Source organism: Enterobacter sp. Li2LvB3 (assembly GCF_056156645.1).
Window position 1 is genome coordinate 1 of record NZ_JBSICG010000040.1, and the last position, 22,441, is coordinate 22,441.

The 22,441-nt window shown below is 54.7% G+C and carries 27 protein-coding genes; 21 read left to right on the top strand and 6 right to left on the bottom strand.

The features are described from left to right. Positions 1-70: 70 nt before the first annotated feature. The 3 genes from ACS603_RS22725 to ACS603_RS22735 are packed head-to-tail and all read right to left on the bottom strand — an operon-like array spanning position 71 to position 2,209. Complete coding sequence (locus tag ACS603_RS22725; RefSeq protein ID WP_182062783.1) at positions 71-940, bottom strand: phosphoribulokinase; 870 nt, start codon at positions 938-940, stop codon at positions 71-73. A gap of 31 nt (positions 941-971) precedes the next feature. Then, positions 972-1,190 (bottom strand): YheU family protein, encoded by a 219-nt coding sequence (locus tag ACS603_RS22730; RefSeq protein ID WP_315687069.1) that lies wholly within the window; start codon positions 1,188-1,190, stop codon positions 972-974. Next, positions 1,187-2,209 (bottom strand): hydrolase, encoded by a 1,023-nt coding sequence (locus ACS603_RS22735; RefSeq protein WP_474944970.1) that lies wholly within the window; start codon positions 2,207-2,209, stop codon positions 1,187-1,189. Before ACS603_RS22735 ends, ACS603_RS22730 begins: the two co-directional genes overlap by 4 nt. 228 nt (positions 2,210-2,437) lie before the next feature. On the opposite strand from ACS603_RS22735, the gene mdcA reads away from it, so the two are divergent. The 8 genes from mdcA to mdcH all read left to right on the top strand — a co-directional run bounded on the left by mdcA (position 2,438) and on the right by mdcH (position 9,487). After that, a complete protein-coding gene (gene mdcA, locus ACS603_RS22740; RefSeq protein ID WP_395676929.1) occupies positions 2,438-4,093 on the top strand; it encodes a malonate decarboxylase subunit alpha in 1,656 nt (551 codons plus the stop codon). Beyond that, positions 4,093-4,950: a triphosphoribosyl-dephospho-CoA synthase gene (locus ACS603_RS22745; RefSeq protein WP_182062781.1), complete on the top strand. Its 858-nt coding sequence runs from the start codon at positions 4,093-4,095 to the stop codon at positions 4,948-4,950. Before mdcA ends, ACS603_RS22745 begins: the two co-directional genes overlap by 1 nt. A 9-nt stretch (positions 4,951-4,959) precedes the next feature. Continuing rightward, positions 4,960-5,259, top strand: coding sequence for a malonate decarboxylase acyl carrier protein (gene mdcC, locus ACS603_RS22750; protein ID WP_182062780.1), 300 nt, complete (start codon positions 4,960-4,962; stop codon positions 5,257-5,259). Then, complete coding sequence (locus ACS603_RS22755) at positions 5,252-6,085, top strand: biotin-independent malonate decarboxylase subunit beta (RefSeq protein ID WP_014072077.1); 834 nt, start codon at positions 5,252-5,254, stop codon at positions 6,083-6,085. The genes mdcC and ACS603_RS22755 overlap by 8 nt, the downstream gene beginning before the upstream one ends. Further along, positions 6,085-6,885, top strand: a complete 801-nt coding sequence (mdcE, locus tag ACS603_RS22760) for a biotin-independent malonate decarboxylase subunit gamma (protein ID WP_474944973.1) — start codon at positions 6,085-6,087, stop codon at positions 6,883-6,885. The genes ACS603_RS22755 and mdcE overlap by 1 nt, the downstream gene beginning before the upstream one ends. A 126-nt stretch (positions 6,886-7,011) precedes the next feature. Further along, on the top strand, positions 7,012-7,971 hold the full coding sequence (locus ACS603_RS22765; RefSeq protein WP_182062778.1) for an AEC family transporter: 960 nt from the start codon (positions 7,012-7,014) through the stop codon (positions 7,969-7,971). A gap of 2 nt (positions 7,972-7,973) precedes the next feature. Next, on the top strand, positions 7,974-8,591 hold the full coding sequence (locus ACS603_RS22770; protein ID WP_182062777.1) for a malonate decarboxylase holo-ACP synthase: 618 nt from the start codon (positions 7,974-7,976) through the stop codon (positions 8,589-8,591). Next, a complete protein-coding gene (gene mdcH, locus ACS603_RS22775; protein WP_474944971.1) occupies positions 8,591-9,487 on the top strand; it encodes a malonate decarboxylase subunit epsilon in 897 nt (298 codons plus the stop codon). The genes ACS603_RS22770 and mdcH overlap by 1 nt, the downstream gene beginning before the upstream one ends. Positions 9,488-9,511: 24 nt before the next feature. On the opposite strand, the gene ACS603_RS22780 is transcribed toward mdcH, so the two are convergent. Beyond that, positions 9,512-10,444, bottom strand: a complete 933-nt coding sequence (locus tag ACS603_RS22780) for a LysR family transcriptional regulator (protein ID WP_182062775.1) — start codon at positions 10,442-10,444, stop codon at positions 9,512-9,514. A gap of 14 nt (positions 10,445-10,458) precedes the next feature. Then, positions 10,459-12,363, bottom strand: coding sequence for an ABC transporter ATP-binding protein (locus ACS603_RS22785; RefSeq protein WP_182062774.1), 1,905 nt, complete (start codon positions 12,361-12,363; stop codon positions 10,459-10,461). 129 nt (positions 12,364-12,492) lie between these two features. Between ACS603_RS22785 and kefG the strand changes: the two genes are divergently transcribed. From kefG to slyD, 4 genes are all read left to right on the top strand, one after another. Beyond that, positions 12,493-13,047, top strand: coding sequence for a glutathione-regulated potassium-efflux system ancillary protein KefG (kefG, locus tag ACS603_RS22790; protein WP_436353498.1), 555 nt, complete (start codon positions 12,493-12,495; stop codon positions 13,045-13,047). Beyond that, entirely contained in the window at positions 13,047-14,852 is a 1,806-nt protein-coding gene (gene kefB / locus ACS603_RS22795) for a glutathione-regulated potassium-efflux system protein KefB (RefSeq protein ID WP_182062772.1), read from the top strand. Before kefG ends, kefB begins: the two co-directional genes overlap by 1 nt. A 12-nt stretch (positions 14,853-14,864) precedes the next feature. Further along, entirely contained in the window at positions 14,865-15,065 is a 201-nt protein-coding gene (locus ACS603_RS22800) for a YheV family putative zinc ribbon protein (protein ID WP_010436300.1), read from the top strand. Positions 15,066-15,159: 94 nt separating this feature from the next. Beyond that, a complete protein-coding gene (gene slyD, locus ACS603_RS22805; protein ID WP_315687055.1) occupies positions 15,160-15,756 on the top strand; it encodes a peptidylprolyl isomerase in 597 nt (198 codons plus the stop codon). Positions 15,757-15,807: 51 nt separating this feature from the next. On the opposite strand, the gene ACS603_RS22810 is transcribed toward slyD, so the two are convergent. Then, a complete protein-coding gene (locus ACS603_RS22810; protein ID WP_014072067.1) occupies positions 15,808-16,026 on the bottom strand; it encodes a protein SlyX in 219 nt (72 codons plus the stop codon). Between the two features lie 238 nt (positions 16,027-16,264). On the opposite strand from ACS603_RS22810, the gene fkpA reads away from it, so the two are divergent. The 9 genes from fkpA to ACS603_RS22855 form a co-directional block, all read left to right on the top strand. Further along, the gene (fkpA, locus tag ACS603_RS22815; RefSeq protein ID WP_474944972.1) at positions 16,265-17,086 is read left to right on the top strand and encodes an FKBP-type peptidyl-prolyl cis-trans isomerase; all 822 of its coding nucleotides are present in this window, start codon (positions 16,265-16,267) and stop codon (positions 17,084-17,086) included. 166 nt (positions 17,087-17,252) lie between these two features. After that, positions 17,253-17,975: a helix-turn-helix transcriptional regulator gene (locus tag ACS603_RS22820; RefSeq protein ID WP_182062770.1), complete on the top strand. Its 723-nt coding sequence runs from the start codon at positions 17,253-17,255 to the stop codon at positions 17,973-17,975. Then, the gene (gene tusD / locus ACS603_RS22825) at positions 17,975-18,361 is read left to right on the top strand and encodes a sulfurtransferase complex subunit TusD (protein WP_315687053.1); all 387 of its coding nucleotides are present in this window, start codon (positions 17,975-17,977) and stop codon (positions 18,359-18,361) included. The genes ACS603_RS22820 and tusD overlap by 1 nt, the downstream gene beginning before the upstream one ends. Then, positions 18,361-18,720 (top strand): sulfurtransferase complex subunit TusC, encoded by a 360-nt coding sequence (tusC, locus tag ACS603_RS22830; RefSeq protein WP_182062768.1) that lies wholly within the window; start codon positions 18,361-18,363, stop codon positions 18,718-18,720. The genes tusD and tusC overlap by 1 nt, the downstream gene beginning before the upstream one ends. A 7-nt stretch (positions 18,721-18,727) precedes the next feature. Further along, positions 18,728-19,015: a sulfurtransferase complex subunit TusB gene (gene tusB / locus ACS603_RS22835; RefSeq protein ID WP_315687051.1), complete on the top strand. Its 288-nt coding sequence runs from the start codon at positions 18,728-18,730 to the stop codon at positions 19,013-19,015. A 124-nt stretch (positions 19,016-19,139) separates the two neighbouring features. Beyond that, on the top strand, positions 19,140-19,514 hold the full coding sequence (rpsL, locus tag ACS603_RS22840) for a 30S ribosomal protein S12 (protein WP_000246815.1): 375 nt from the start codon (positions 19,140-19,142) through the stop codon (positions 19,512-19,514). A gap of 96 nt (positions 19,515-19,610) precedes the next feature. Further along, complete coding sequence (gene rpsG, locus ACS603_RS22845; RefSeq protein WP_004106370.1) at positions 19,611-20,081, top strand: 30S ribosomal protein S7; 471 nt, start codon at positions 19,611-19,613, stop codon at positions 20,079-20,081. A gap of 95 nt (positions 20,082-20,176) precedes the next feature. Beyond that, the gene (fusA, locus tag ACS603_RS22850; RefSeq protein WP_182062766.1) at positions 20,177-22,291 is read left to right on the top strand and encodes an elongation factor G; all 2,115 of its coding nucleotides are present in this window, start codon (positions 20,177-20,179) and stop codon (positions 22,289-22,291) included. Between the two features lie 69 nt (positions 22,292-22,360). Beyond that, positions 22,361-22,441, top strand: an 81-nt coding sequence (locus tag ACS603_RS22855) for an elongation factor Tu (RefSeq protein ID WP_003842260.1), incomplete at its 3' end; no start/stop codon positions are given.

Sequence of the window (22,441 nt, forward strand, 5' to 3'; positions counted from 1 at the left end):
GTAATATTATCGCTGAATTAAAGACAAAAATTACTGGGGAACCCTCAGCCCACAGGGAGAGGGAAAAGGATCACGCGATCTGCTTCCCTTCCATCAACCGCTGCACCAGCGGTGACATAATCAGTTCCATCGCCAGCCCCATTTTCCCGCCCGGCACTACCAACGTATTCATATGCGAAATGAATGAGCCTTGCAGCATGGCCAGCAGCCAGGGGTAATCAATGCCTTCGAGATTGCGGAAATGAATAACCACAAAGCTTTCGTCCAGCGAAGGAATGCTTTTGGCCGCAAACGGGTTGGAGGTATCTACCGTCGGCACGCGCTGGAAGTTGATGTGGGTGCGTGAGAACTGCGGCGTCAGGAAGTTAATGTAATCTTCCATCGAACGAACAACCGAATCCATCACCGCTTCGCGTGAATGACCGCGCTCGCTGGTATCGCGCGTCAGCTTCTGGATCCACTCCAGGTTCACAATCGGCACAACGCCGACCAACAGGTCCACGTGGCGCGCCACATCATGCTGCGTGGTCACCACGCCGCCATGTAATCCTTCATAAAATAGCACGTCGGTAGGTTCGGGAAGAGGCTGCCAGGGGGTGAATGTCCCTGGTACCTGATTCCAGGGAACGGCTTCGTCATAGGTGTGCAGATACTTCCGCGACTGGCCTTTGCCGGTCTGTCCGTATTCTTTGAAAGTCTGCTCCAGCAGACCGAAATCGTTGGCATCTGGCCCAAAATAGCTGATGTGTTTGCCGAGATCGCGAGCTTTGCGGATCGCCATATCCATTTCAGGGCGGGTGTAGCGGTGAAAGCTATCACCTTCTACCTCTGCGGACCGTAAATTAAGTTGCGCGAAAATCTTGCGAAAGGCGAGGCTGGTGGTGGTTGTACCCGCACCACTTGAGCCTGTAACGGCAATAACCGGATGTCTGGCAGACATAGCAACTCCCTGACTGGAATAGTGTTAAAGGTCAGTCGTGAAAGGCATTGCGGGGCATGATATTGACCGTTTCGTGCAGCTCAGACCATACCAGCACCACCTCGCCACTTTTGAGCTGGCGCTTTACATCGTTGACCTTTTGTTCAAGCGAACGTTCTTGTTCACCATAATCTGTGCCTTCGCGTAATACAAAGCTTTCAATAAGATTATCGAGCGTTTCGGGCGCCAGTTCCTGCCAGGGGATAATCATTTTTTACCGTCCAGAAAAGCGGTGAGCCAGGCTGGAATGCGTGTTTCCAGCCACATCTGCGGGCGTCTGAGCGTACCACCCACAAAGCCAACATGACCGCCATGTTCAGTCAGCTGGTACTGCACGTTGGCGGGCAGAAATTCCTGCGCGGGGATGGAGTGATGATCCATGAACGGATCATCTTTCGCATGGATGATAAGCGTCGGTTTGGTGATTTTGCTCAACAGTGGCATGGCGCTGCACTGGCGATAGTAATCTATCGCATCGGCAAAACCGTGAATTTTGGCGGTGATCAAGTCGTCGAACTCGCGAATACGACGCACCTTCTTCAGCTGACGCAGACTCACCGGCAGAGTGTCCGGGTAGGCTTTGAGCTTACGCGCGGCATTGGCCTTCAGCAGGTTGAGCAGATAACGCTGATACACCCGGGAAAACCCTTTTTCCATATGGTAGCTGCACTGCTCCAGCATAAACGGGGCAGAGACAATCACCGCAGCGTCCAGAGGAACCGTGTCACCCTCTTTCGCCAGCAGGCAGGCCAGCATATTACCGCCCAGCGAATAGCCTACGGCCGCCGTGGACACCGTACCAAAATTGTCACTCAGCCAGTGTAAAAACCAGGTGCCGTCTTCGGTTTCGCCTGAATGGTAAATGCGCTTCTGGCGATTTGGCTCACCGCTGCACCCGCGAAAATGCATCACTACGCCGAGCCAGCCATGCTCTTTCGCCGCCTGGATCAGACCATGTGCATATGGGCTGTACAGGCTGCCTTCCAGACCGTGAAACACCACCAGACGGGGTTTATGTTTAGCCTGCTCCGGCTCTTCGCTCCAGGCGAGATCCAAAAAGTCCCCGTCCGGCAAATCCAGACGTTGCCAGTGTGGGGTGAACTGCACCTTGCGGCGGATAAGGCGCGGCAACATGGTCTGCAAATGGCGATTGGCTACGCCACGCATGGGCACAAATTCTGCGCTCTCTTCGGCTGCAATGTCGAAGTCTGATGGGATGATTTGGGTCATAACGGCGATGCTGATTCTTGTCAGTTATTTACTATACCTTCCGAATTGTACCCCGTTTAGCCTGTTTTTCCGAAACATGAACTGATCCCGATCACAAATATTTACGCTGATTATTACTCTCAGGCTAATGATTAGACTCTACGCTTAATTGATGCCTTTCTCACCAGGGCGCACACTTTATTCAGCGTTAGGCAAATCAAAATGATTAGCTGAATCAGGAGGTTAATAATGTTATCTGGGCAAACACCCACCCGGCAATGGAACACGCGACGCAGTGAGAAAGCGCGTCGTCTGGCATCCGTACCGGTGCAGGGCAAGGTACTGCCAACCGGCGATCTTGTCGCCATGCTGGAAAAACTGATCGCCTCTGGCGACAAAGTCGTCCTGGAAGGCAACAACCAGAAGCAGGCGGATTTCCTTTCCCGCTCACTTGCTGAAGTGAACCCGCAAATCGTCCACGACCTGCATATGATCATGCCAAGCGTCGGGCGTAGCGAACATCTGGATATCTTTGAGAAAGGTATCGCCCGCAAGCTGGACTTCTCCTTCTCCGGGACGCAAAGCCTGCGTATCTCGCAGCTGCTCGAAGACGGGCAACTCGAAATTGGTGCCATCCATACTTACATCGAGCTTTATTCCCGCCTGTATGTCGACCTTTCGCCAAACGTGGCGCTGATTGCTGGTTTCAAAGCCGACCGCAAAGGCAACCTCTACACTGGTGCCAGCACCGAAGATACTCCGGCGCTGGTAGAGGCCGCTGCCTTCCATGATGGGATTGTTATCGCGCAGGTTAACGAGCTGGTGGACGACGAGTGTGACCTGCCGCGTGTTGATATTCCTGGCTCCTGGATTGATTACGTTGTCGTAGCTGATAAACCGTTCTTTATCGAACCGCTGTTTACCCGAGACCCGCGTCTGATCAAGCAGGAACACATCCTGATGGCGATGATGGCGATTAAAGGCATCTACGCGGAGCATCAGGTGCAGTCCCTGAACCACGGGATTGGCTTTAACACCGCTGCGATTGAGCTGCTGCTGCCCACCTACGGCGAACAGCTCGGTCTGAAGGGAAAAATCTGTAAACACTGGACGCTGAACCCGCACCCTACACTTATTCCGGCAATTGAAAGCGGCTGGGTGGAAAGCGTGCACTGTTTCGGCGGTGAGCTGGGAATGGAAGAGTATATCCGCGCCCGTCCTGACGTCTTCTTTACCGGTGCTGACGGCTCTATGCGGTCCAACCGTGCCTTCTGCCAGCTGGCGGGTCAGTACGCGGTGGATATGTTTATCGGTTCTACCTTGCAGGTTGACGGTTACGCCAACTCCTCAACGGTCACGCGTGGTCGTCTTTCCGGCTTCGGCGGCGCGCCAAACATGGGTCATGACCCGCACGGTCGCCGTCACGCCACGCCAGCCTGGCTGAACATGATCACCGAGCCTGACCCAATGCAGCGCGGTAAAAAACTGGTCGTGCAAATGGTCGAAACCTTCCAGGCCGGTGTGAAACCCACCTTCGTGGAAAAACTCGATGCCGTCGAGGTGGCTAAAGCCTCCGGGATGCCACTGGCACCGGTGATGATCTACGGCGATGACGTTACCCACGTGCTCACGGAAGAGGGGATTGCCTACCTCTATCGTGCGAAAGACCTCGAAGAACGTCGCGCCATGGTGGCCGCAGTTGCCGGTATCACCGACATCGGTCTGGGCGTTGACGCTAAACGCGTGGCGGAACTGCGCCAGAGCGGCAAAGTGGTTTACCCGGAAGATATGGGTATTCGCCGCACCGACGCCACCCGCTCTCTGCTGGCGGCAGGTAGCGTGTCTGACCTGGTTGAATGGTCCGGCGGTCTTTACAACCCACCTGCGAAATTCCGGAGCTGGTAATGAAACTTCTGCCCCAGATTCAGGTTGAAGGCGGTGCCGAATGGCTGGCGCGAACCGCCACGCAGTGTCTGATTGACGAAGCACGTTTAAGCCCGAAACCCGGTCTGGTGGACAGTCGGGGGAACGGCGCGCACCACGATTTATCGCTTGCGCTGATGGAGCGCTCTGCGCACAGCCTGACCTCCACGTTTCAGGTGCTGGCGCAGCACAGCTGGCAGCGTCCGGCAGATATTGCGCTTAGGCAAACCGTCGGGCGGCTTGGCCGCGAAGGCGAGCAGCAAATGATGGCCGCAACCGGTGGCGTGAACACCCATCGTGGCGCGATTTGGGCGCTGGGATTGCTGGTGAGCGCGGTAGCGATGCTGGGCGGCGATGCAAAGGCAAATGTCGTCGCTAACACCGCCGCGCAACTGGCAAAACTGCCGGACGATGCCGCACCGAAGGTGTTCAGTAAAGGCTTGCGCGCCACGCATCGCTACCGTGTGCCAGGCGCACGCGAAGAGGCTCAGCAGGCCTTCCCGCACGTTATGCAGCGTGCGCTGCCACAGCTTCGTCTCAGCCGTCTTAACGGCAGCAGTGAAGTTCAGGCCAGGCTCGATGCACTAATGGCCATCATGACGTCGCTCACCGACACCTGCGTGCTGTCGCGCGCCGGGATGGAGGGGCTGGACGCCATGCAGGACGGCGCGCGTGCGGTGCTGAACGCCGGAGGTTGTGCAACGACTGCGGGCCAGCAGGCGCTGGCAAACCTGGATCGTCAGATGCTGGCGCTTAACGCTTCACCGGGCGGCGCTGCTGACCTGCTTGCCGCCACGCTGTTCCTCGACCGTATCGAGACGCCAAATTCAAAGCATTAAGAGGATGTTATGGAAAAAATCACATTGACCGTGCCAGCCAGCCGCGCGTTACGCGGCAGGGCGCTGGCAGGGGTTGTCGGTTCCGGGGATATGGAGGTGCTCTTCACCGCCGAACCGGGCCAGACGTTAACCATTGATATCACCACTTCCGTCGACAACAGCCGTGGTCGTTGGGAAGCCTTGTTCAGCCGTCTGCAAACCGTCAGCAGTCTGCCTGCCGGCACGTTGACCATCCACGATTTCGGCGCGACGCCGGGCGTGGCGCGCATTCGTATCGAACAGGTCTTTGAAGGGGTGAGCCATGCGTGATGACAGCAGCTTTATCGAATTAAAAGCACGCCAGCGTGCGCAGGCGCTGCTGGATGACGGCAGCTACCGCGAACTGCTGGATCCGTTTGAAGGGATTATCTCGCCGTGGCTGGGGCCACAGGGCATTGTTCCACAGGCCGATGACGGCATGGTGGTGGCGAAGGGCACGATCAACGGTCAACCTGCGGTTGTGGTCGCCATTGAAGGTGCGTTCCAGGGCGGCAGCATGGGCGAAGTGTCCGGTGCCAAAATGGCGGCCGCGCTGGAACTGGCGGCGGAAGATAACCGCAACGGCATTCCGACTCAGGCGGTGTTATGCCTCGAAACCGGCGGCGTGCGCTTGCAGGAAGCCAACCTTGGCCTGGCGGCGATCGCTGATATTCACGCCGCGATTGTTGACCTGCGTCGCTACACCCCGGTCGTCGGGATTGTCGCCGGTACCGTGGGCTGCTTCGGCGGGATGTCCATCGCGGCGGCGCTTTGTAGCTATCTGATTGTGACCCGTGAAGCGCGTCTTGGCCTGAACGGCCCGCAAGTTATCGAGCAGGAAGCGGGGATTGAAGAATACGACTCCCGTGACCGGCCGTTTATCTGGAGCATGACCGGGGGCGAGGTGCGCTACCAAAGCGGGCTGGTGGATGCGCTGGTCGGTGACGGGATCAACGCGGTGAAAGGTGCGATGAACGATGCGATTGCCAAAGGCGTTCCGGCCAAACATCGCACCGATAACTATGACGATTACCTGAACCGTTTGACGCATTTCGACACCCGCAAGCAGGCCGATGCCGAACAGATTAACGCGCTTTTTGCCCGGGAGGTGAAATGATGAGTACTTCAATGAGCCGTGGCGAACTCTGGCTGGACACCCTCGCCCCGAACGCTAAACGTCTGGAAGGGTTATGCCCGTCCGTGCAGGCAGCAGACGGTGAACTTAACGGTGAAGCGGTGCGTTTTGTGGCCGTTGTGCCGGACGCCAACAACCATTTCCCGCGTGCGGCGCAAGGTGAGGTGGGTCTGCTGGAAGGCTGGACCCTGGCAAAAGTGGTGAGCGAAACCGTAGCTGCCGATGCGAACAACGCCGTGAAACGCCCGATTGTGGCGGTAATTGACGTCCCGAGCCAGGCCTATGGCCGTCGTGAAGAGGCGTTTGGTATTCATCAGGCGCTGGCCGGTGCGGCTGCTGCGTATGCCAACGCGCGTCTGGCGGGCCACCCGGTGATTGGGCTTATCGTCGGTAAAGCGATGTCCGGTGCATTTCTGGCGCACGGCTACCAGGCTAACCGTCTGATCGCCTTCAATGACAAGGAGGTGCTGATCCACGCGATGGGTAAAGAGTCAGCCGCACGTATCACGCTGCGCACCGTCGAGGCGCTGGAAAAACTGGCGGCGACTATTCCGCCAATGGCGTATGACATTAGCAACTACGCCACGCTGGGGCTGCTCTCTAACCTCCTGGACATCAGCAACCCGGATGCACCATCCGATATCGATCTGACGCAGGTGAAGACCACGCTGCAACAGGCCATCAATGACGCTCGTCAGGACACCACGTTAAAAAATCGTTTGGGTGCTGATAACCGTCGCAGCTCTGCTCTGGTACGCGAACGTATGCGAGCAAGCTGGTAAGTAAATTAAGACCTGCCAGAGAGGCATAACCCCGTGGGCGCATCCCTTGCGCCCGCGTGGGAACCTGCATCCTGAAAAATAATAAACATCGCACCAGTGCTAAAACTTTTTTAATACAGGTGATTTATGACTTACGTAATTGTTCATGCTCTTGCACCGATTTTCGTCATCATGCTGCTGGGATTCTGGGCCGGTAAGGCAAAGATGGTCGATAACAAAAATGTGTCCCTGCTTAATATCTTCGTGATGGATTTTGCGTTACCTGCCGCGCTGTTCAGCGCCACCGTACAAACGCCGTGGACCGGCATTGTGGCTCAGTCGCCGCTGATCCTGGTCTTGACCCTGGCGATGTGGATTACCTATGCGGCCATTTACTTCCTGGCGACCAGCGTCTTTAAAAAATCTCCGCAAGATGCCGCGGTACTGACGCTCACCGTTGCCCTGCCGAACTACGCCGCGCTTGGTCTGCCGATTCTGGGCAGCGTGCTGGGTGAAGGTTCTTCGACATCGCTCTCCGTCGCGGTTTCCATCGCCTGTGGTTCAGTGCTGATGACGCCGTTCTGCCTGCTGATCCTGGAGCGCGAAAAAGCGCGTGCCGAAGGGAATAACACCGGCTCAACGCTCTCTATGCTGCCGGTGCTGATGTGGCGCTCGATTAAAAAGCCGATTGTGATGGGCCCGCTGCTGGGGGTGATTTTATCTGCCATCGGCATCAAAATGCCGGAACTGGTGCTGGCGGCCATCAAACCACTGGGACTGTCCGCAACCGCTGCCGCGCTGTTCCTGACCGGGGTGATCCTCTCGGCGCGTAAGCTGCAGATCAACACCATGGTTATTACTTCCACTATTGCCAAGCTGCTGATCCAGCCAGCGATTGCCTGGGGTATTGTGCTGATTTTCGGTCTGCACGGCTCCGTGGCAATTACCGCTATCCTGATGATTGCGCTGTCTGCGGGCTTCTTCGGCGTGGTGTTCGGTAACCGCTTTGGTGTGCAGTCGCCGGATGCTGAAGCCGTGCTGCTGTTAAGTTCCGTACTGTGTATCCTGTCGCTGCCGCTGTTTATCTCGCTGACTTCAGGAATGTAATCATGACCACAACATTACGCCCACACGACCTCATCTGGCTTAGCGCGCGCAATGCCCTGGAAGGGATCACCGAATCCTGGGTGGATGCTGCCTGGCATATCGGCCTGCCGGTCGTGGTGCGGCGTGATGTTGATAACAATGGCCGTATTCCCGTTGGCGTGCGCGGTCTGCGCCGCGACCAGCGTGCGGCCGGGTGGGTGAAGCCCGAAAACGTCCTCCGCGTCGTTACGCCTGAGGCGTTGAGCGTGACGGCCGATCTGCTGCGCTCTCCGTTTGTTACCCAGCCACCGGTTCAGGTGGCGCTGCAGCTTTCTCAGCAGGCGTGGCCGTGGGCGTGGGGTATTACCGGCAGCACAGGCTATGCGCTGGCGACCGGCATTCCGGTAATACATGCCGACAGCGATCTTGATCTGCTGATCCGCGCCCCTGAGCCGATTTCCCCTGATACTTTTACCGCCTGGCAGTCGCAGCTCAGCCGCGCATTGTGCCGGGCGGATACGCAGGTTGATACGCCGGAAGGGGGCTTTGCGCTGGCAGAGTGGCTGCGTGACGGAAAAATACTGCTGAAAACCCGCCGTGGACCGCGCCTGGTGGCGGATCCGTGGCACAGGGAGGAGTGATGAAAATACTGTTTACCTTTCCGGGACAGGGCACGCAGCATGAAGGGATGCTGCAAAATCTACCGGGAACGGTGCTGGCTCAGGCCCGCGAAGTACTGGGGGCCGAAATCGATACGCTGGACAGCGCAGCCTCGCTAACCCACACCCGCGCGGTGCAGCTTTCGCTGCTGATTGCCGGTGTTGCCTGGGCGCGCGAGCTGGAACGTCGTGGGGTTTCCCCGGATATCGTCAGCGGGCTGTCTATTGGCGCTTACCCGGCAGCGGTTATCGCGGGTGCGCTGGAATTTACTGACGCGCTGAAGCTGGTGGCGCTGCGCGGTGATGTGATGGAGCAGGCTTACCCGCACGGTTACGGCCTGACGGCAATTATGGGATTAACCCTGCCGCAGGTTGAAACGCTGATTGAAGGCACCGGAACCTATATTGCGAACCTGAACGCTGAAACACAAATAGTGATTGCCGGAACAGATGAGGGGATGGCACAGGTCGCGGCGCGCGCGCTGGCGTGCGGGGCAAGTAAGGCACATCGGCTGGCGGTGAGCGTGCCGTCGCACTGTGAGTTGCTGGCAATACCGGCACAAAAGCTGGCGGCGGCGTTTGAATCCGTCATGCTTTCACGCCCACGCTGTGCATACCTGAGTGGCAGTACCGGGCGCGTGCTCTGGCAGCCGGAGAAGATCGCGGATGATCTGGCGATGAACATGGCGCGAACCGTGCGCTGGCAGGAGGCGGTAATTTCCGCTAACGAGCGTGAAGCACGGCTGGCGATAGAGATGCCACCCGGTGGTGTGCTGACCTGTCTGACGCGGCAGGCTGCCTGGGAAGGGGAGTCTATTTCACTGGAACGCAGCGGCCTGGATGTGGCGGTGCATTTGGCGGGTAGGCTTCAGTGGTAAGCGTAGCGCCACCAGGCAATAACATCAGGTACCTTCTTGCAAACTACGCGCATACATCCGCCCTTCGGCGGCTAATGCGCGCAGGCTAGGGTCCTGCTCGCGGTTACGGGCAAACACAATGGCGATAAGCTGCTGCATCTGGTACGGCTGCGCCAGTTTCAGTAGCTGCACCGAATTCTCATACACTTTCTTCATCCTGCCCGGCATCAGCGTAAAACCAACACCCGCCTGCACCAGACTGAGCATGGAGAAAATGTCATTCACGCGGGTCACGATTTCGGGTTCAAATCCGGCGATATGAAAGGCTTCCTGAAAGCCTGCATACGTGGCGAAGCCTTCCGCCAGCGCGACAAATTTCTGATCTTTATAATCACGGAGATCCGCTGGCCCGCGGGTATTCAGCGTGGCGGACGCCGGGGCGGCAAGGAAAATATCGTCATGGAACAGGGGCAGGACTTCAAGGCTGTTACGGTCGATATCGCTTTCGGAAATCGAAATTAACACGGCGTCCAGCGCGCCTTCATCCAGCAAATGCAGCAAGGTTTCGTTAGAGCCCATCGTCAGATCCATCTCCAGATCCGGACGGCGTAGCTTCATGCCCATTATCAGGCGCGGCACAGTTTCCAGCGTGAGCGAGTAGAGTGTGCCCACCCGCAGCCTTCCCTGGCCGATCCCGGCAATTTTGCGCGACTCTTCCACCCCGCGCGCCATTACCTGCATCACTTCCTGGCAATACTCCAGTAGTGTCCAGGCGGACGGAAGCGCAATCAGGTTACGCCCCTTGTGGGTAAAGAGCGGGCAGCGTACGTTTTCTTCCAGCGTATGCAGCGCGCGGTGCACGCTGACGCCGCTGAGGCCCAGAGTTTCGGCGGTACGCGCGATATTGCCCTTCTCCATGAACGTCATGAAGATGCTGAGTTTACGGAATGTAATATCGCTCGTGGTATCGAAACTCATAACTCTCCTGGCGGTTAGTCAGCCTGAAGCATCGCTTCCAGCTGCTCTTGCGCGTCCAGCCACGCCATTTCACACTCTTCGAGGCTGGATTTGGTTTTGGCCTGGGTTTGCAGACAGTCGGTCAGCTCGGCTTTGCGGCTCTGATCGTACAGCCCGCTGTCGCCCAGCTTCTCTTCAACGGTGGCAAGCGTGGCGTTGAGTTTCTCCATCTCTTTTTCCAGACGGGTGATCTCTTTACGCAGTGGCTGCGTCTGGGTGCGTAACTCTGCTTCGCGGCGCTTCTGATCTTTACGTGCCTGGGCGCTGTTGGCATTGTCTTTCGCCGCTTCGTCCGGCTGGTTCTCTTGCTTTTGTACGTCTGTCAGCCACTGCTGGTAGTCTTCCAGGTCGCCGTCGAAGGGCTCGACTTTACCGTCGTGGACCAGATAAAGATCGTCGGTAGTCGAACGGATCAGGTGGCGATCGTGCGAGACCACAACCAGCGCGCCTTCGAACTCAATCAGCGCTTCGGTCAGCGCCTGACGCATGTCGAGATCCAGGTGGTTTGTCGGTTCATCGAGCAGCAGCAGATTAGGGCGCTGCCAGACGATTAACGCCAGCACCAGACGGGCTTTCTCACCGCCGGAGAAGCGTTCAGTATTTTCCGTCACCTTATCGCCCTGGAAGCCAAAGCCGCCGAGATAGTCGCGCAGCTTCTGTTCCATTTCCTGCGGAGCCAGACGTGCCAGGTGCTGAATCGGCGACTCATCGGCGCGTAAAAATTCCAGCTGATGCTGCGCGAAGTAGCCAAGCTTGATGCCTTTAGCCAGACCGATATCACCGCTTACCGGGTTCAGTTCACCCGCCAGCAGCTTAATCAGGGTCGATTTACCCGCACCGTTACGCCCTAACAGGCCGATACGTGAACCTGGCACCAGGTTGAGTTTGATGGAATCCAGAATAATGCGTTCACCGTAGCCCGCGCTGACTTTCTCCATTTTCAGCAACGGATTCGGCAGGCTTTCGGGTTCGCGGAAGCTAAAGTGGAACGGGTTATCCACATGCGCCGGAGCAATCATCTCCATGCGTTCCAGCATTTTGATGCGGCTCTGCGCCTGCTTGGCCTTAGAGGCTTTGGCTTTGAAACGATCAACGAAACTTTGCAGATGCGCGACACGCTGTTGTTGGCTTTCGTACATCGACTGCTGCTGCGCAAGACGCGTCGCACGCTGGCGTTCGAAAGAGCTGTAGTTGCCGGTGTATTCGAACATGGTTTGCTGTTCAATATGAATGATTTTATCCACCACTGGATCGAGGAAGTCGCGGTCGTGGGAAATCAGAATCAGCGTACCCTGATAGCTTTTCAGCCATTTTTCTAGCCAGATAACCGCATCAAGATCGAGGTGGTTGGTCGGTTCATCGAGTAACAACAGGTCAGAGCGGCAGATCAGCGCCTGCGCCAGGTTAAGACGCATACGCCAGCCACCGGAGAAGTCGCTCACCGGGCGTTCGAGCTGTTCGTTACTAAAGCCCAGCCCGTGCAGCAGGCTGGAGGCGCGGGAGCGAATCGTCCAGGCGTCGATGGCGTCCAGCTTGCCGTGAACGGTAGCAATGGCGTGACCGTCGTTGCGTTCGTTGGCGGCGTTGAGCTCTGCTTCCAGCTTGCGGTATTCACGATCGCCGTCAATGACATAGTCGAGTGCGGGTTCGCTCAGCGCGGGGGTTTCCTGATTTACCCACGCAAGCTGCCAGTTACCCGGGAAGGTAAAGTTGCCGCCATCGGCGCTTATCTCGTTTTTCAGCAGCGCCAGCAGGGTGGATTTGCCACAGCCGTTTTTGCCGACCAGACCGACTTTTTGACCTGGATTGATGGTGGCCGTTGCGTTGTCCAGCAGGACACGCACGCCGCGACGAATTTGTAACGAGGAGAAAACAATCATAGAAGCGCCGTATGTTCCGACTATGTTAATTTGTCATTATGATAATGTAAGGTGTGGGCCATATTCCCCACCGGGCCGCCATGGTAGCCCAAAACGACAACAATACACAAAAACAGAACCGGGAGGGGAGTGATGTCTCAGACAGCAAAAGTGCTGCTGCTGTATGCCCATCCGGAATCTCAGGACTCGGTGGCGAACCGGGTTCTGCTTAAGCCGGCTTCACAGCTCAGTAACGTGACGGTGCACGATCTCTACGCGCACTACCCTGATTTCTTTATCGATATTCCATACGAGCAGGAACTCCTGCGTCAGCATGACGTGATTGTGTTCCAGCATCCGCTTTATACCTACAGCTGTCCGGCGCTGCTAAAAGAGTGGCTGGATCGCGTTCTGAGCCGGGGTTTCTCCAGCGGGGTAGGGGGCAACCAACTGGCGGGAAAGTACTGGCGTAGCGTCATCACCACGGGCGAGCCAGAGAGCGCATACCGCTACGATGGTCTGAATCGTTATCCCATGAGCGATATTTTGCGACCGTTTGAACTCACGGCTGCCATGTGCCGTATGCACTGGATGAGCCCGATAATTGTTTACTGGGCGCGCCGTCAGGAGCCGCAGGAGCTGGCTAATCATGCCAAAGCCTATGGTGAATGGCTGGCCTCGCCGATCCCGGCAGGAGGTCGCTGATGGAAGGATCGAATTTACTGCTGGCTGGCGTTCTCTTCTTATTTGCCGCCGTGGTTGCTGTGCCGCTGGCATCGCGGATTGGTATTGGCGCGGTGCTGGGGTATCTGCTGGCGGGAATTGCCATCGGCCCGTGGGGACTTGGTTTTATCAGCGATGTTGATGAAATCCTGCATTTCTCTGAGCTGGGCGTGGTGTTCCTGATGTTCATCATCGGCCTTGAGCTGAACCCGTCTAAGCTGTGGCAGTTACGCCGCTCTATTTTTGGTGTCGGAACGGCCCAGGTAGTGTTCAGTGCTGCCATTCTGGGCGGGCTATTAATGCTCACTCATTTTTCCTGGCAGGCGGCGGTGATTGGCGGTATTGGTCTGGCCATGTCTTCCACGGCAATGGCGTTACAGCTGATGCGCGACAAGGGCATGAACCGCAGCGAAGCGGGTCAACTGGGTTTTTCGGTGCTGCTGTTTCAGGATTTGGCGGTGATCCCGGCCCTTGCGCTGGTGCCGCTGCTGGCAGGCTCTGGCGACGATCACTTTGACTGGGCAAAAGTCTCGATGAAGGTGCTGGCCTTCGCGGGGATGCTGATTGGCGGGCGCTTCTTACTGCGCCCGGTGTTCCGCTTTATTGCCGCATCCGGCGTACGCGAAGTGTTTACGGCGGCAACGCTGCTGCTGGTTCTTGGGTCGGCGTTGTTTATGGATGCGCTGGGGCTTTCTATGGCGCTCGGGACGTTTATCGCCGGAGTGCTGCTTGCCGAGAGCGAGTATCGTCACGAGCTGGAAATTGCCATCGATCCCTTTAAAGGGCTGCTTTTAGGGCTGTTCTTTATTTCGGTGGGTATGGCACTCAATCTGGGCGTGCTTTATACCCATTTTCTGTGGGTAATGCTCTGTGTTGCCGTGCTGGTGGTGGTCAAAACGCTGGTGCTGTACGCGCTGGCGCGGATTTACGGGCTGCGCAGCGCTGAGCGAATGCAGTTTGCCAGCGTATTAAGCCAGGGGGGAGAGTTCGCATTTGTGCTCTTCTCCATGGCATCGTCGCAGAAATTGTTCAAAGATGACCAGATGGCGTTGCTGCTGGTGACGGTGACGTTGTCGATGATGACCACGCCGCTGCTGATGAAGCTGGTGGATAAGTTTCTGTCTCGCCGCTTTAACCTGACAGAAGATGAAGACGAAACCCCGTGGGTGGAAGATGATAAGCCGCAGGTGATCGTCGTGGGATTTGGCCGTTTTGGTCAGGTTATCGGGCGTTTGCTCATGGCGAACAAAATGCGTATCACGGTGCTGGAGCGTGATATTAGCGCAGTGAACCTGATGCGAAAATATGGCTATAAGGTTTACTACGGTGATGCCACTCAGCTTGAGCTGTTACGCTCTGCCGGGGCAGAAGCCGCTGAGTCCATCGTCATTACCTGTAACGAGCCGGAAGACACCATGAAGCTGGTGGAGTTGTGCCAGCAGCACTTCCCTCATTTACATATCCTGGCGCGCGCCCGTGGGCGTGTTGAGGCGCATGAGCTGTTGCAGGCGGGGGTGAAACACTTCTCGCGTGAGACTTTCTCATCCGCGCTAGAGCTTGGGCGTAAAGCGCTTGTTTCACTGGGTATGCATCCTCATCAGGCCCAGCGCGCCCAGATGCATTTCCGCAGGCTGGATATGCGCATGTTGCGCGAGCTTATGCCTGTTCACACCGATACGGTGCAGATTTCCCGTGTACGGGAGGCGCGACGCGAGCTGGAAGAAATCTTCCAGAGAGAGATGCAGCAAGAACGACGCCAGCTGGATGGCTGGGATGAATTTGAATAAAAGGTAAATAACATGGCGGTACGTAAACGCTTTATTGCGGGTGCAAAGTGCCCGACCTGCCAGGCGCAAGATACGCTGGCAATGTGGCGCGAGAATAATATTGATGTTGTTGAGTGTGTTAAGTGCGGTCATCAGATGCGCGAGGCCGACAAAGAGGCGCGCGATCATGTTCGCAAAGAAGAGCAAGTGATCGGCATTTTTCATCCGGACTAGCGATATGCCCTGAGTTTTTTTAAGCTAAAGGGTACACGGGTGCAGATTTCGGCTACAATCTGCGCCAGCAATTTTCCCACGCTCAGGAGATATCATGAAAGTAGCAAAAGACCTGGTGGTCAGCCTGGCCTATCAGGTACGTACAGAAGACGGTGTGTTGGTTGATGAGTCTCCGGTGAGTGCGCCGCTGGACTACCTGCATGGTCACGGCTCCCTGATTTCCGGCCTGGAAACTGCGCTGGAAGGTCATGACGTTGGCGACAAATTTGACGTTGCTGTAGGTGCAAATGACGCTTACGGTCAGTACGACGACAACCTGGTTCAGCGCGTCCCTAAAGACGTGTTCATGGGCGTTGACGAACTTCAGGTTGGTATGCGTTTCCTGGCTGAAACCGACCAGGGCCCGGTTCCTGTAGAAATCACTGAAGTTGAAGACGACCACGTTGTCGTTGACGGCAACCACATGCTGGCTGGCCAGAACCTGAAATTCAACGTAGAAGTTGTTGCTATCCGTGAAGCGACCGAAGAAGAACTGGCTCACGGCCATGTTCACGGTGCGAATGGTCACGACCATGACCACGATCACGGCCACGATGGTTGCTGCGGTGGTCACGGCCACGATCACGACCACGACCATGGTCATGACCACGGTAAAGGTGGTTGCGGTAACGGCGGTTGCGGTTGTCACTAATTCCGTTATGCGGAAAATAAAAAAGCGGGATTATCCCGCTTTTTTTACGCCTCAATAATGAGGTGGTGGCGTCTCTTCAGATTGAGAGGCGATGTGCGATGACTGTGTGGCTTTCACTTTTTCAGTGAGCAGACGCAGCAGATCCCGCAGTTTTGCCATTTCTAGCTCGTGGGCGGTCACCGTTTGGTTGAGCTCTTCGATGGTGATGTCCTGAAAAGCAAGTCGGCTTTCAAGCTCGGCCAGTCTCTCTTCTATCATCGTGTCCTTCATGATTCACCTCGTCTGTTTCTGATTCGCCATAATGGGCCAGCGGCGGCGAAGTTTAACCGAGTTTATCCCTAAGTACAGTATTCATCCCTGTAGCAAGAAACTTATTTAAACAAAAATAGTCTGAAAAGTGGCGAGAATCGGGAGAGTCTGTCTGTAGATTTCTTCCGCAACGATTTATAGTACGTAACTCATTTACGTTTAATGCTGGGGTGAAAGTCCCCAGGCCCTGGAGATATGGATGAAATCACTGTTTAAAGTAACGCTGCTGGCAACCACGATGGCGGTTGCACTGAATGCGCCGCTGTCTTTCGCTGCTGATACTGCTGCGAAACCTGCTGCGACGACAGACAGCAAAGCAGCGTTCAAAAATGACGACCAGAAATCCGCCTACGCACTCGGCGCATCTCTGGGTCGTTACATGGAAAACTCTCTGAAAGAGCAAGAGAAACTGGGCATCAAACTGGATAAAGCCCAGCTGATCGCCGGTGTTCAGGATGCTTTCGCAGACAAGAGCAAATTGTCTGACCAGGAAATCGAACAGACTCTTCAGGCGTTTGAAGCTCGCGTGAAAGGCGCAGCTCAGACCAAGATGGATGCTGATGCAAAAGACAACGAAGCGAAAGGCAAAGCCTACCGCGATACTTTTGCTAAAGAGAAAGGCGCCAAAACCTCTTCTACTGGCCTGGTCTATAAAGTAGAGAAAGAAGGTACTGGCGATGCGCCAAAAGACAGCGACACTGTAGTGGTTAACTACAAAGGTACGCTGATCGACGGTAAAGAGTTCGATAACTCATACACCCGTGGTGAGCCTCTTTCCTTCCGTCTGGATGGTGTGATCCCTGGCTGGACTGAAGGCCTGAAAAACATCAAGAAAGGCGGTAAAATCCAGCTGGTTATCCCACCAGATCTGGCTTACGGCAAAACTGGCGTTCCAGGAATCCCTGCGAACTCTACTCTGGTCTTTGAAGTAGAGCTGCTGGACATCAAACCAGCACCGAAAGCTGATGCGAAAACTGACGTGCCGGCAGACGAGAAAGCAGCGGCAGACGCCAAGAAGTAATGTTATGAAAACCGCCGCCTTTAAGGCGGCGGTTTTTTTTATTGTGGGGCAGATATAATTAACACTGGAAAGCGTTATACACGCTGTATTAATTTAGTTGTCCGTGTAGATAATGAGCCTGCCCTGAAAACATAACGACAGGCTCCTGAAAAGGAGTGTTTTTTTCATGTCCAGGTCGCTTTTAACCAACGAAACCAGTGAACTCGATTTGCTGGATCAACGTCCTTTCGATCAGACCGATTTCGATATTCTGAAATCCTACGAAGCGGTGGTGGACGGGTTAGCGATGCTCATTGGGTCCCACTGCGAAATCGTATTGCACTCCCTGCAAGATCTGAAGTGTTCCGCCATCCGCATTGCTAATGGCGAACATACTGGCCGTAAAATTGGCTCACCTATCACCGACCTTGCATTGCGTATGTTGCACGACATGACCGGTGCGGACAGCAGCGTCTCCAAATGTTATTTCACCCGCGCCAAAAGTGGTGTGCTGATGAAATCAGAAACGATCGCGATCCGAAATCGCGAGCATCGTGTGATTGGACTGCTGTGCATCAACATGAACCTTGATGTGCCATTCTCGCAAATCATGAGCACCTTTATTCCGCCAGAAACCCCGGACGTAGGCTCATCCGTTAACTTTGCTTCTTCCGTTGAAGACCTCGTCACGCAAACGCTCGAGTTTACCATCGAAGAGGTTAATGCCGATCGCAACGTATCTAACAACGCCAAGAATCGTCAGATCGTGCTGAACCTTTACGAGAAAGGGATTTTTGATATTAAAGATGCCATTAACCAGGTGGCCGACCGTCTGAACATCTCCAAACACACGGTTTATCTCTATATTCGTCAGTTCAAAAGCGGCGATTTCCTGGGGCAAGAAAAGTAATGCGCTTTGCCCTGATGGTGACTGGCCCGGCTTATGGCACACAGCAAGCCAGCAGCGCGCTGCAATTTGCACATGCGCTACTGGAAACCGGGCATGAACTGGTGAGTGTTTTCTTCTATCGCGAAGGCGTCTATAACGCCAATCAGTTTACTTCACCGGCCTCTGATGAATTTGACCTGGTGCGGGCATGGCAAGCGCTAAACGAAAAGCAGGGTGTTGAATTGCATATCTGCGTGGCTGCGGCGCTGCGCCGTGGTGTCACCGATACAACGGAAGCGGCGCGGCTGGGATTTCCTGCGGCAAATCTTCAGGCCGGTTTTTCTTTGAGTGGTTTAGGTGCCCTGGCTCAGGCCGCACTGACCTGTGATCGTATGGTGCAGTTCTGATGAATCGTGTGGCTTTCGTATTTTCCTCTGCTCCGCATGGTAGCGCATCGGGCCGGGAAGGGCTTGATGCACTGCTGGCGACATCGGCGTTAACCGAAGACATTGGTGTTTTCTTTTTGGGTGATGGCGTGTTCCAGCTTCTTGCCGGACAACAACCCCAGGCGGTGCTCGCCCGTGATTACATCGCGACGTTCAAAGTTCTGCCGCTTTACGATATTGAAACGTTCTATGTTTGCGCCGATTCTCTGGTAGCGCGCGGGTTAAATGAAAAGAACGCGTTTGTCCTCGATGTAACGGTTCTTGCGGCTGACGCGCTGCGCGAACAACTCTCTCACTACGATACCGTTCTGACTTTCTGAGGCTGTCATGCTCCATACCCTGAGCCATTCACCGTGGCAGTGCGACATTGAAGCATTAGTAAGAATGCTGCGTGAAGGCGATGATCTGCTACTTATTCAGGATGGCGTGCTTGCGGCAATTGAAGGCAACCGCTTCGTTGAAATTCTTACCAATGCCCCCATCTCTGTATCTGCGCTGAAAGAAGACATTGACGCGCGGGGTCTTACTGGTCAAATTTCAGCCAAAATTGACGTCGTTGGCTATACTGATTTCGTCAATCTTGCTGTGACGCACCCCAGTCAAATGAACTGGTGATTTGAGATCGCTGTATATTTCTTGACACCTTTTCGACGTAGCCCTAAAATTTCGCGTCCTCATATTGTATGAGGTCGTTTTATTACGTGTTTACGAAGCAAAAGCTAAAACCAGGAGCTATTTAATGGCAACAGTTAACCAGCTGGTACGCAAACCACGTGCACGCAAAGTTGCAAAAAGCAACGTGCCTGCACTGGAAGCCTGCCCGCAGAAACGTGGCGTATGTACTCGTGTATATACCACCACTCCTAAAAAACCAAACTCCGCACTGCGTAAAGTATGCCGTGTGCGTTTGACTAACGGTTTCGAAGTGACTTCCTACATCGGTGGTGAAGGTCACAACCTGCAGGAGCACTCCGTGATCCTGATCCGTGGCGGTCGTGTTAAAGACCTTCCGGGTGTTCGTTACCACACCGTTCGTGGTGCGCTCGACTGCTCAGGTGTTAAAGACCGTAAGCAGGCTCGCTCCAAGTACGGCGTGAAGCGTCCTAAGGCTTAATGGTTCTCCGTTAAGTAAGGCCAAACTGATTTATCTTAATGTCACACTAAACTCTTTGAGTTTTGGACAATCCTGAATTAACAACGGAGTATTCCCATGCCACGTCGTCGCGTCATTGGTCAGCGTAAAATCCTTCCAGATCCGAAATTCGGATCAGAACTGCTGGCAAAATTTGTAAATATCCTGATGGTAGATGGTAAAAAATCTACTGCAGAAGCAATCGTATACAGCGCGCTTGAGACCCTGGCTCAGCGTTCTGGTAAAAATGAACTGGAAGCTTTCGAAGTCGCTCTCGACAACGTTCGCCCAACTGTAGAAGTTAAGTCCCGCCGTGTTGGTGGTTCTACTTATCAGGTTCCAGTTGAAGTTCGTCCGGTTCGTCGTAATGCCCTGGCAATGCGTTGGATCGTTGAAGCTGCTCGTAAACGCGGTGATAAATCCATGGCTCTGCGTCTGGCGAACGAACTTTCTGACGCTGCGGACAACAAAGGTACCGCGGTTAAGAAACGTGAAGACGTTCACCGTATGGCAGAAGCCAACAAGGCGTTCGCACACTACCGTTGGTAATCCCTTCGGAGTCATAGTCACCAGACGGGCGCTTCAGAGAAGCTGCCCGCTCTGGGTTACTTAACTGAACGCCAAAGAAACAAACGAGGAATCAAATGGCTCGTACAACACCCATCGCACGCTATCGTAACATCGGTATCAGTGCGCACATCGACGCCGGTAAAACCACTACTACCGAACGTATTCTGTTCTACACCGGTGTAAACCATAAAATCGGTGAAGTTCATGACGGCGCAGCCACCATGGACTGGATGGAACAGGAGCAGGAGCGTGGTATTACTATCACCTCCGCAGCGACTACTGCATTCTGGTCAGGTATGGCTAAGCAGTACGAACCGCATCGCGTAAACATCATCGACACCCCGGGCCACGTTGACTTCACCATCGAAGTAGAACGTTCCATGCGTGTTCTTGACGGCGCTGTAATGGTTTATTGCGCAGTTGGTGGTGTTCAGCCACAGTCTGAAACCGTATGGCGTCAGGCGAACAAATATAAAGTTCCACGCATCGCGTTCGTTAACAAAATGGACCGTATGGGTGCTAACTTCCTGAAAGTTGTTGGTCAGATCAAAACCCGTCTGGGCGCGAACCCTGTTCCGCTGCAGCTGGCAATTGGTGCTGAAGAAGGCTTCACCGGCGTTATCGACCTGGTGAAAATGAAAGCCATCAACTGGAACGATGCAGACCAGGGCGTTACCTTCGAATACGAAGATATCCCAGCTGAAATGCAGGACCTGGCTGACGAATGGCACCAGAACCTGATCGAATCCGCAGCTGAAGCTTCTGAAGAGCTGATGGAGAAATACCTGGGTGGTGAAGAACTGACTGAAGAAGAGATCAAAAAAGCTCTGCGTCAGCGCGTTCTGAACAACGAAATCATCCTGGTAACCTGTGGTTCTGCGTTCAAGAACAAAGGTGTTCAGGCGATGCTGGATGCGGTAGTTGACTACCTGCCATCCCCGGTTGACGTTCCTGCGATCAACGGTATCCTGGACGACGGTAAAGACACTCCGGCTGAACGTCACGCAAGTGATGAAGAGCCGTTTGCTGCACTGGCGTTCAAAATCGCTACTGACCCATTCGTGGGTAACCTGACCTTCTTCCGCGTGTACTCTGGTGTGGTTAACTCCGGTGACACCATCCTGAACTCCGTGAAAGCGGCACGTGAGCGTTTCGGTCGTATCGTACAGATGCACGCGAACAAACGTGAAGAGATCAAAGAAGTTCGTGCGGGCGACATCGCAGCAGCAATCGGTCTGAAAGACGTGACCACTGGTGACACTCTGTGTGACCAGGACCACCCGATCATTCTGGAACGTATGGAATTCCCTGAGCCGGTAATCTCCATCGCTGTTGAGCCAAAAACCAAAGCTGACCAGGAAAAAATGGGTCTGGCTCTGGGCCGTCTGGCTAAAGAAGATCCATCATTCCGCGTATGGACTGATGAAGAATCTAACCAGACCATCATCGCTGGTATGGGTGAACTTCACCTCGACATCATCGTTGACCGTATGAAGCGTGAATTCAACGTTGAAGCTAACGTTGGTAAACCTCAGGTTGCTTACCGTGAAGCGATTCGCGCGAAAGTTACTGATGTTGAAGGTAAACACGCTAAGCAGTCCGGTGGTCGTGGTCAGTACGGTCACGTTGTGATCGACATGTACCCACTGGAGCCGGGCTCTAACCCTAAAGGTTACGAGTTCATCAACGACATCAAAGGTGGTGTAATTCCTGGCGAATACATCCCTGCCGTTGATAAAGGCATCCAGGAGCAGCTGAAGTCTGGTCCTCTGGCTGGCTACCCTGTTGTTGACATGGGTGTTCGTCTGCACTTCGGTTCTTACCATGACGTTGACTCCTCTGAGCTGGCGTTTAAACTGGCTGCTTCTATCGCCTTTAAAGAAGGCTTTAAGAAAGCTAAACCAGTTCTGCTTGAGCCAATCATGAAGGTTGAAGTAGAAACTCCTGAAGAGAACACCGGTGACGTTATCGGTGACTTGAGCCGTCGTCGCGGTATGCTGCGTGGTCAGGAATCTGAAGTAACTGGCGTTAAGATCCACGCTGAAGTTCCGCTGTCTGAAATGTTCGGATATGCAACTCAGCTGCGTTCTCTGACCAAAGGTCGTGCATCATACACCATGGAATTCCTGAAGTATGATGACGCTCCTAACAACGTTGCTCAGGCCGTTATTGAAGCCCGTGGTAAGTAATCCACAGGATTAAAACCTAAGTCCCGTGCTCTCTCCGAAGGGGAGAGCACTATAGTAAGGAATATAGCCGTGTCTAAAGAAAAATTTGAACGTACAAAACCGCACGTCAACGTTGGTACTATCGGCCACGTTGACCATGGTAAAACTACC

Bases quoted from the DNA above. Each gene is read 5' to 3' on its own strand.
- ACS603_RS22780 (WP_182062775.1), bottom strand. From the start codon at position 10,444: ATGAGTTTCGATACCACGAGCGATATTACATTCCGTAAACTCAGCATC.
- ACS603_RS22810 (WP_014072067.1), bottom strand. From the start codon at position 16,026: ATGAAGGACACGATGATAGAAGAGAGACTGGCCGAGCTTGAAAGCCGA.
- ACS603_RS22755 (WP_014072077.1), top strand. From the start codon at position 5,252: ATGCGTGATGACAGCAGCTTTATCGAATTAAAAGCACGCCAGCGTGCG.
- fusA (WP_182062766.1), top strand. From the start codon at position 20,177: ATGGCTCGTACAACACCCATCGCACGCTATCGTAACATCGGTATCAGT.
- ACS603_RS22785 (WP_182062774.1), bottom strand. From the start codon at position 12,363: ATGATTGTTTTCTCCTCGTTACAAATTCGTCGCGGCGTGCGTGTCCTG.
- ACS603_RS22745 (WP_182062781.1), top strand. From the start codon at position 4,093: ATGAAACTTCTGCCCCAGATTCAGGTTGAAGGCGGTGCCGAATGGCTG.
- ACS603_RS22765 (WP_182062778.1), top strand. From the start codon at position 7,012: ATGACTTACGTAATTGTTCATGCTCTTGCACCGATTTTCGTCATCATG.
- ACS603_RS22800 (WP_010436300.1), top strand. From the start codon at position 14,865: ATGGCGGTACGTAAACGCTTTATTGCGGGTGCAAAGTGCCCGACCTGC.
- ACS603_RS22730 (WP_315687069.1), bottom strand. From the start codon at position 1,190: ATGATTATCCCCTGGCAGGAACTGGCGCCCGAAACGCTCGATAATCTT.
- tusD (WP_315687053.1), top strand. From the start codon at position 17,975: ATGCGCTTTGCCCTGATGGTGACTGGCCCGGCTTATGGCACACAGCAA.
- ACS603_RS22725 (WP_182062783.1), bottom strand. From the start codon at position 940: ATGTCTGCCAGACATCCGGTTATTGCCGTTACAGGCTCAAGTGGTGCG.
- ACS603_RS22770 (WP_182062777.1), top strand. From the start codon at position 7,974: ATGACCACAACATTACGCCCACACGACCTCATCTGGCTTAGCGCGCGC.
- mdcE (WP_474944973.1), top strand. From the start codon at position 6,085: ATGAGTACTTCAATGAGCCGTGGCGAACTCTGGCTGGACACCCTCGCC.
- tusB (WP_315687051.1), top strand. From the start codon at position 18,728: ATGCTCCATACCCTGAGCCATTCACCGTGGCAGTGCGACATTGAAGCA.
- mdcA (WP_395676929.1), top strand. From the start codon at position 2,438: ATGTTATCTGGGCAAACACCCACCCGGCAATGGAACACGCGACGCAGT.
- ACS603_RS22820 (WP_182062770.1), top strand. From the start codon at position 17,253: ATGTCCAGGTCGCTTTTAACCAACGAAACCAGTGAACTCGATTTGCTG.
- rpsG (WP_004106370.1), top strand. From the start codon at position 19,611: ATGCCACGTCGTCGCGTCATTGGTCAGCGTAAAATCCTTCCAGATCCG.
- fkpA (WP_474944972.1), top strand. From the start codon at position 16,265: ATGAAATCACTGTTTAAAGTAACGCTGCTGGCAACCACGATGGCGGTT.
- mdcH (WP_474944971.1), top strand. From the start codon at position 8,591: ATGAAAATACTGTTTACCTTTCCGGGACAGGGCACGCAGCATGAAGGG.
- mdcC (WP_182062780.1), top strand. From the start codon at position 4,960: ATGGAAAAAATCACATTGACCGTGCCAGCCAGCCGCGCGTTACGCGGC.
- ACS603_RS22735 (WP_474944970.1), bottom strand. From the start codon at position 2,209: ATGACCCAAATCATCCCATCAGACTTCGACATTGCAGCCGAAGAGAGC.
- slyD (WP_315687055.1), top strand. From the start codon at position 15,160: ATGAAAGTAGCAAAAGACCTGGTGGTCAGCCTGGCCTATCAGGTACGT.
- kefB (WP_182062772.1), top strand. From the start codon at position 13,047: ATGGAAGGATCGAATTTACTGCTGGCTGGCGTTCTCTTCTTATTTGCC.
- tusC (WP_182062768.1), top strand. From the start codon at position 18,361: ATGAATCGTGTGGCTTTCGTATTTTCCTCTGCTCCGCATGGTAGCGCA.
- rpsL (WP_000246815.1), top strand. From the start codon at position 19,140: ATGGCAACAGTTAACCAGCTGGTACGCAAACCACGTGCACGCAAAGTT.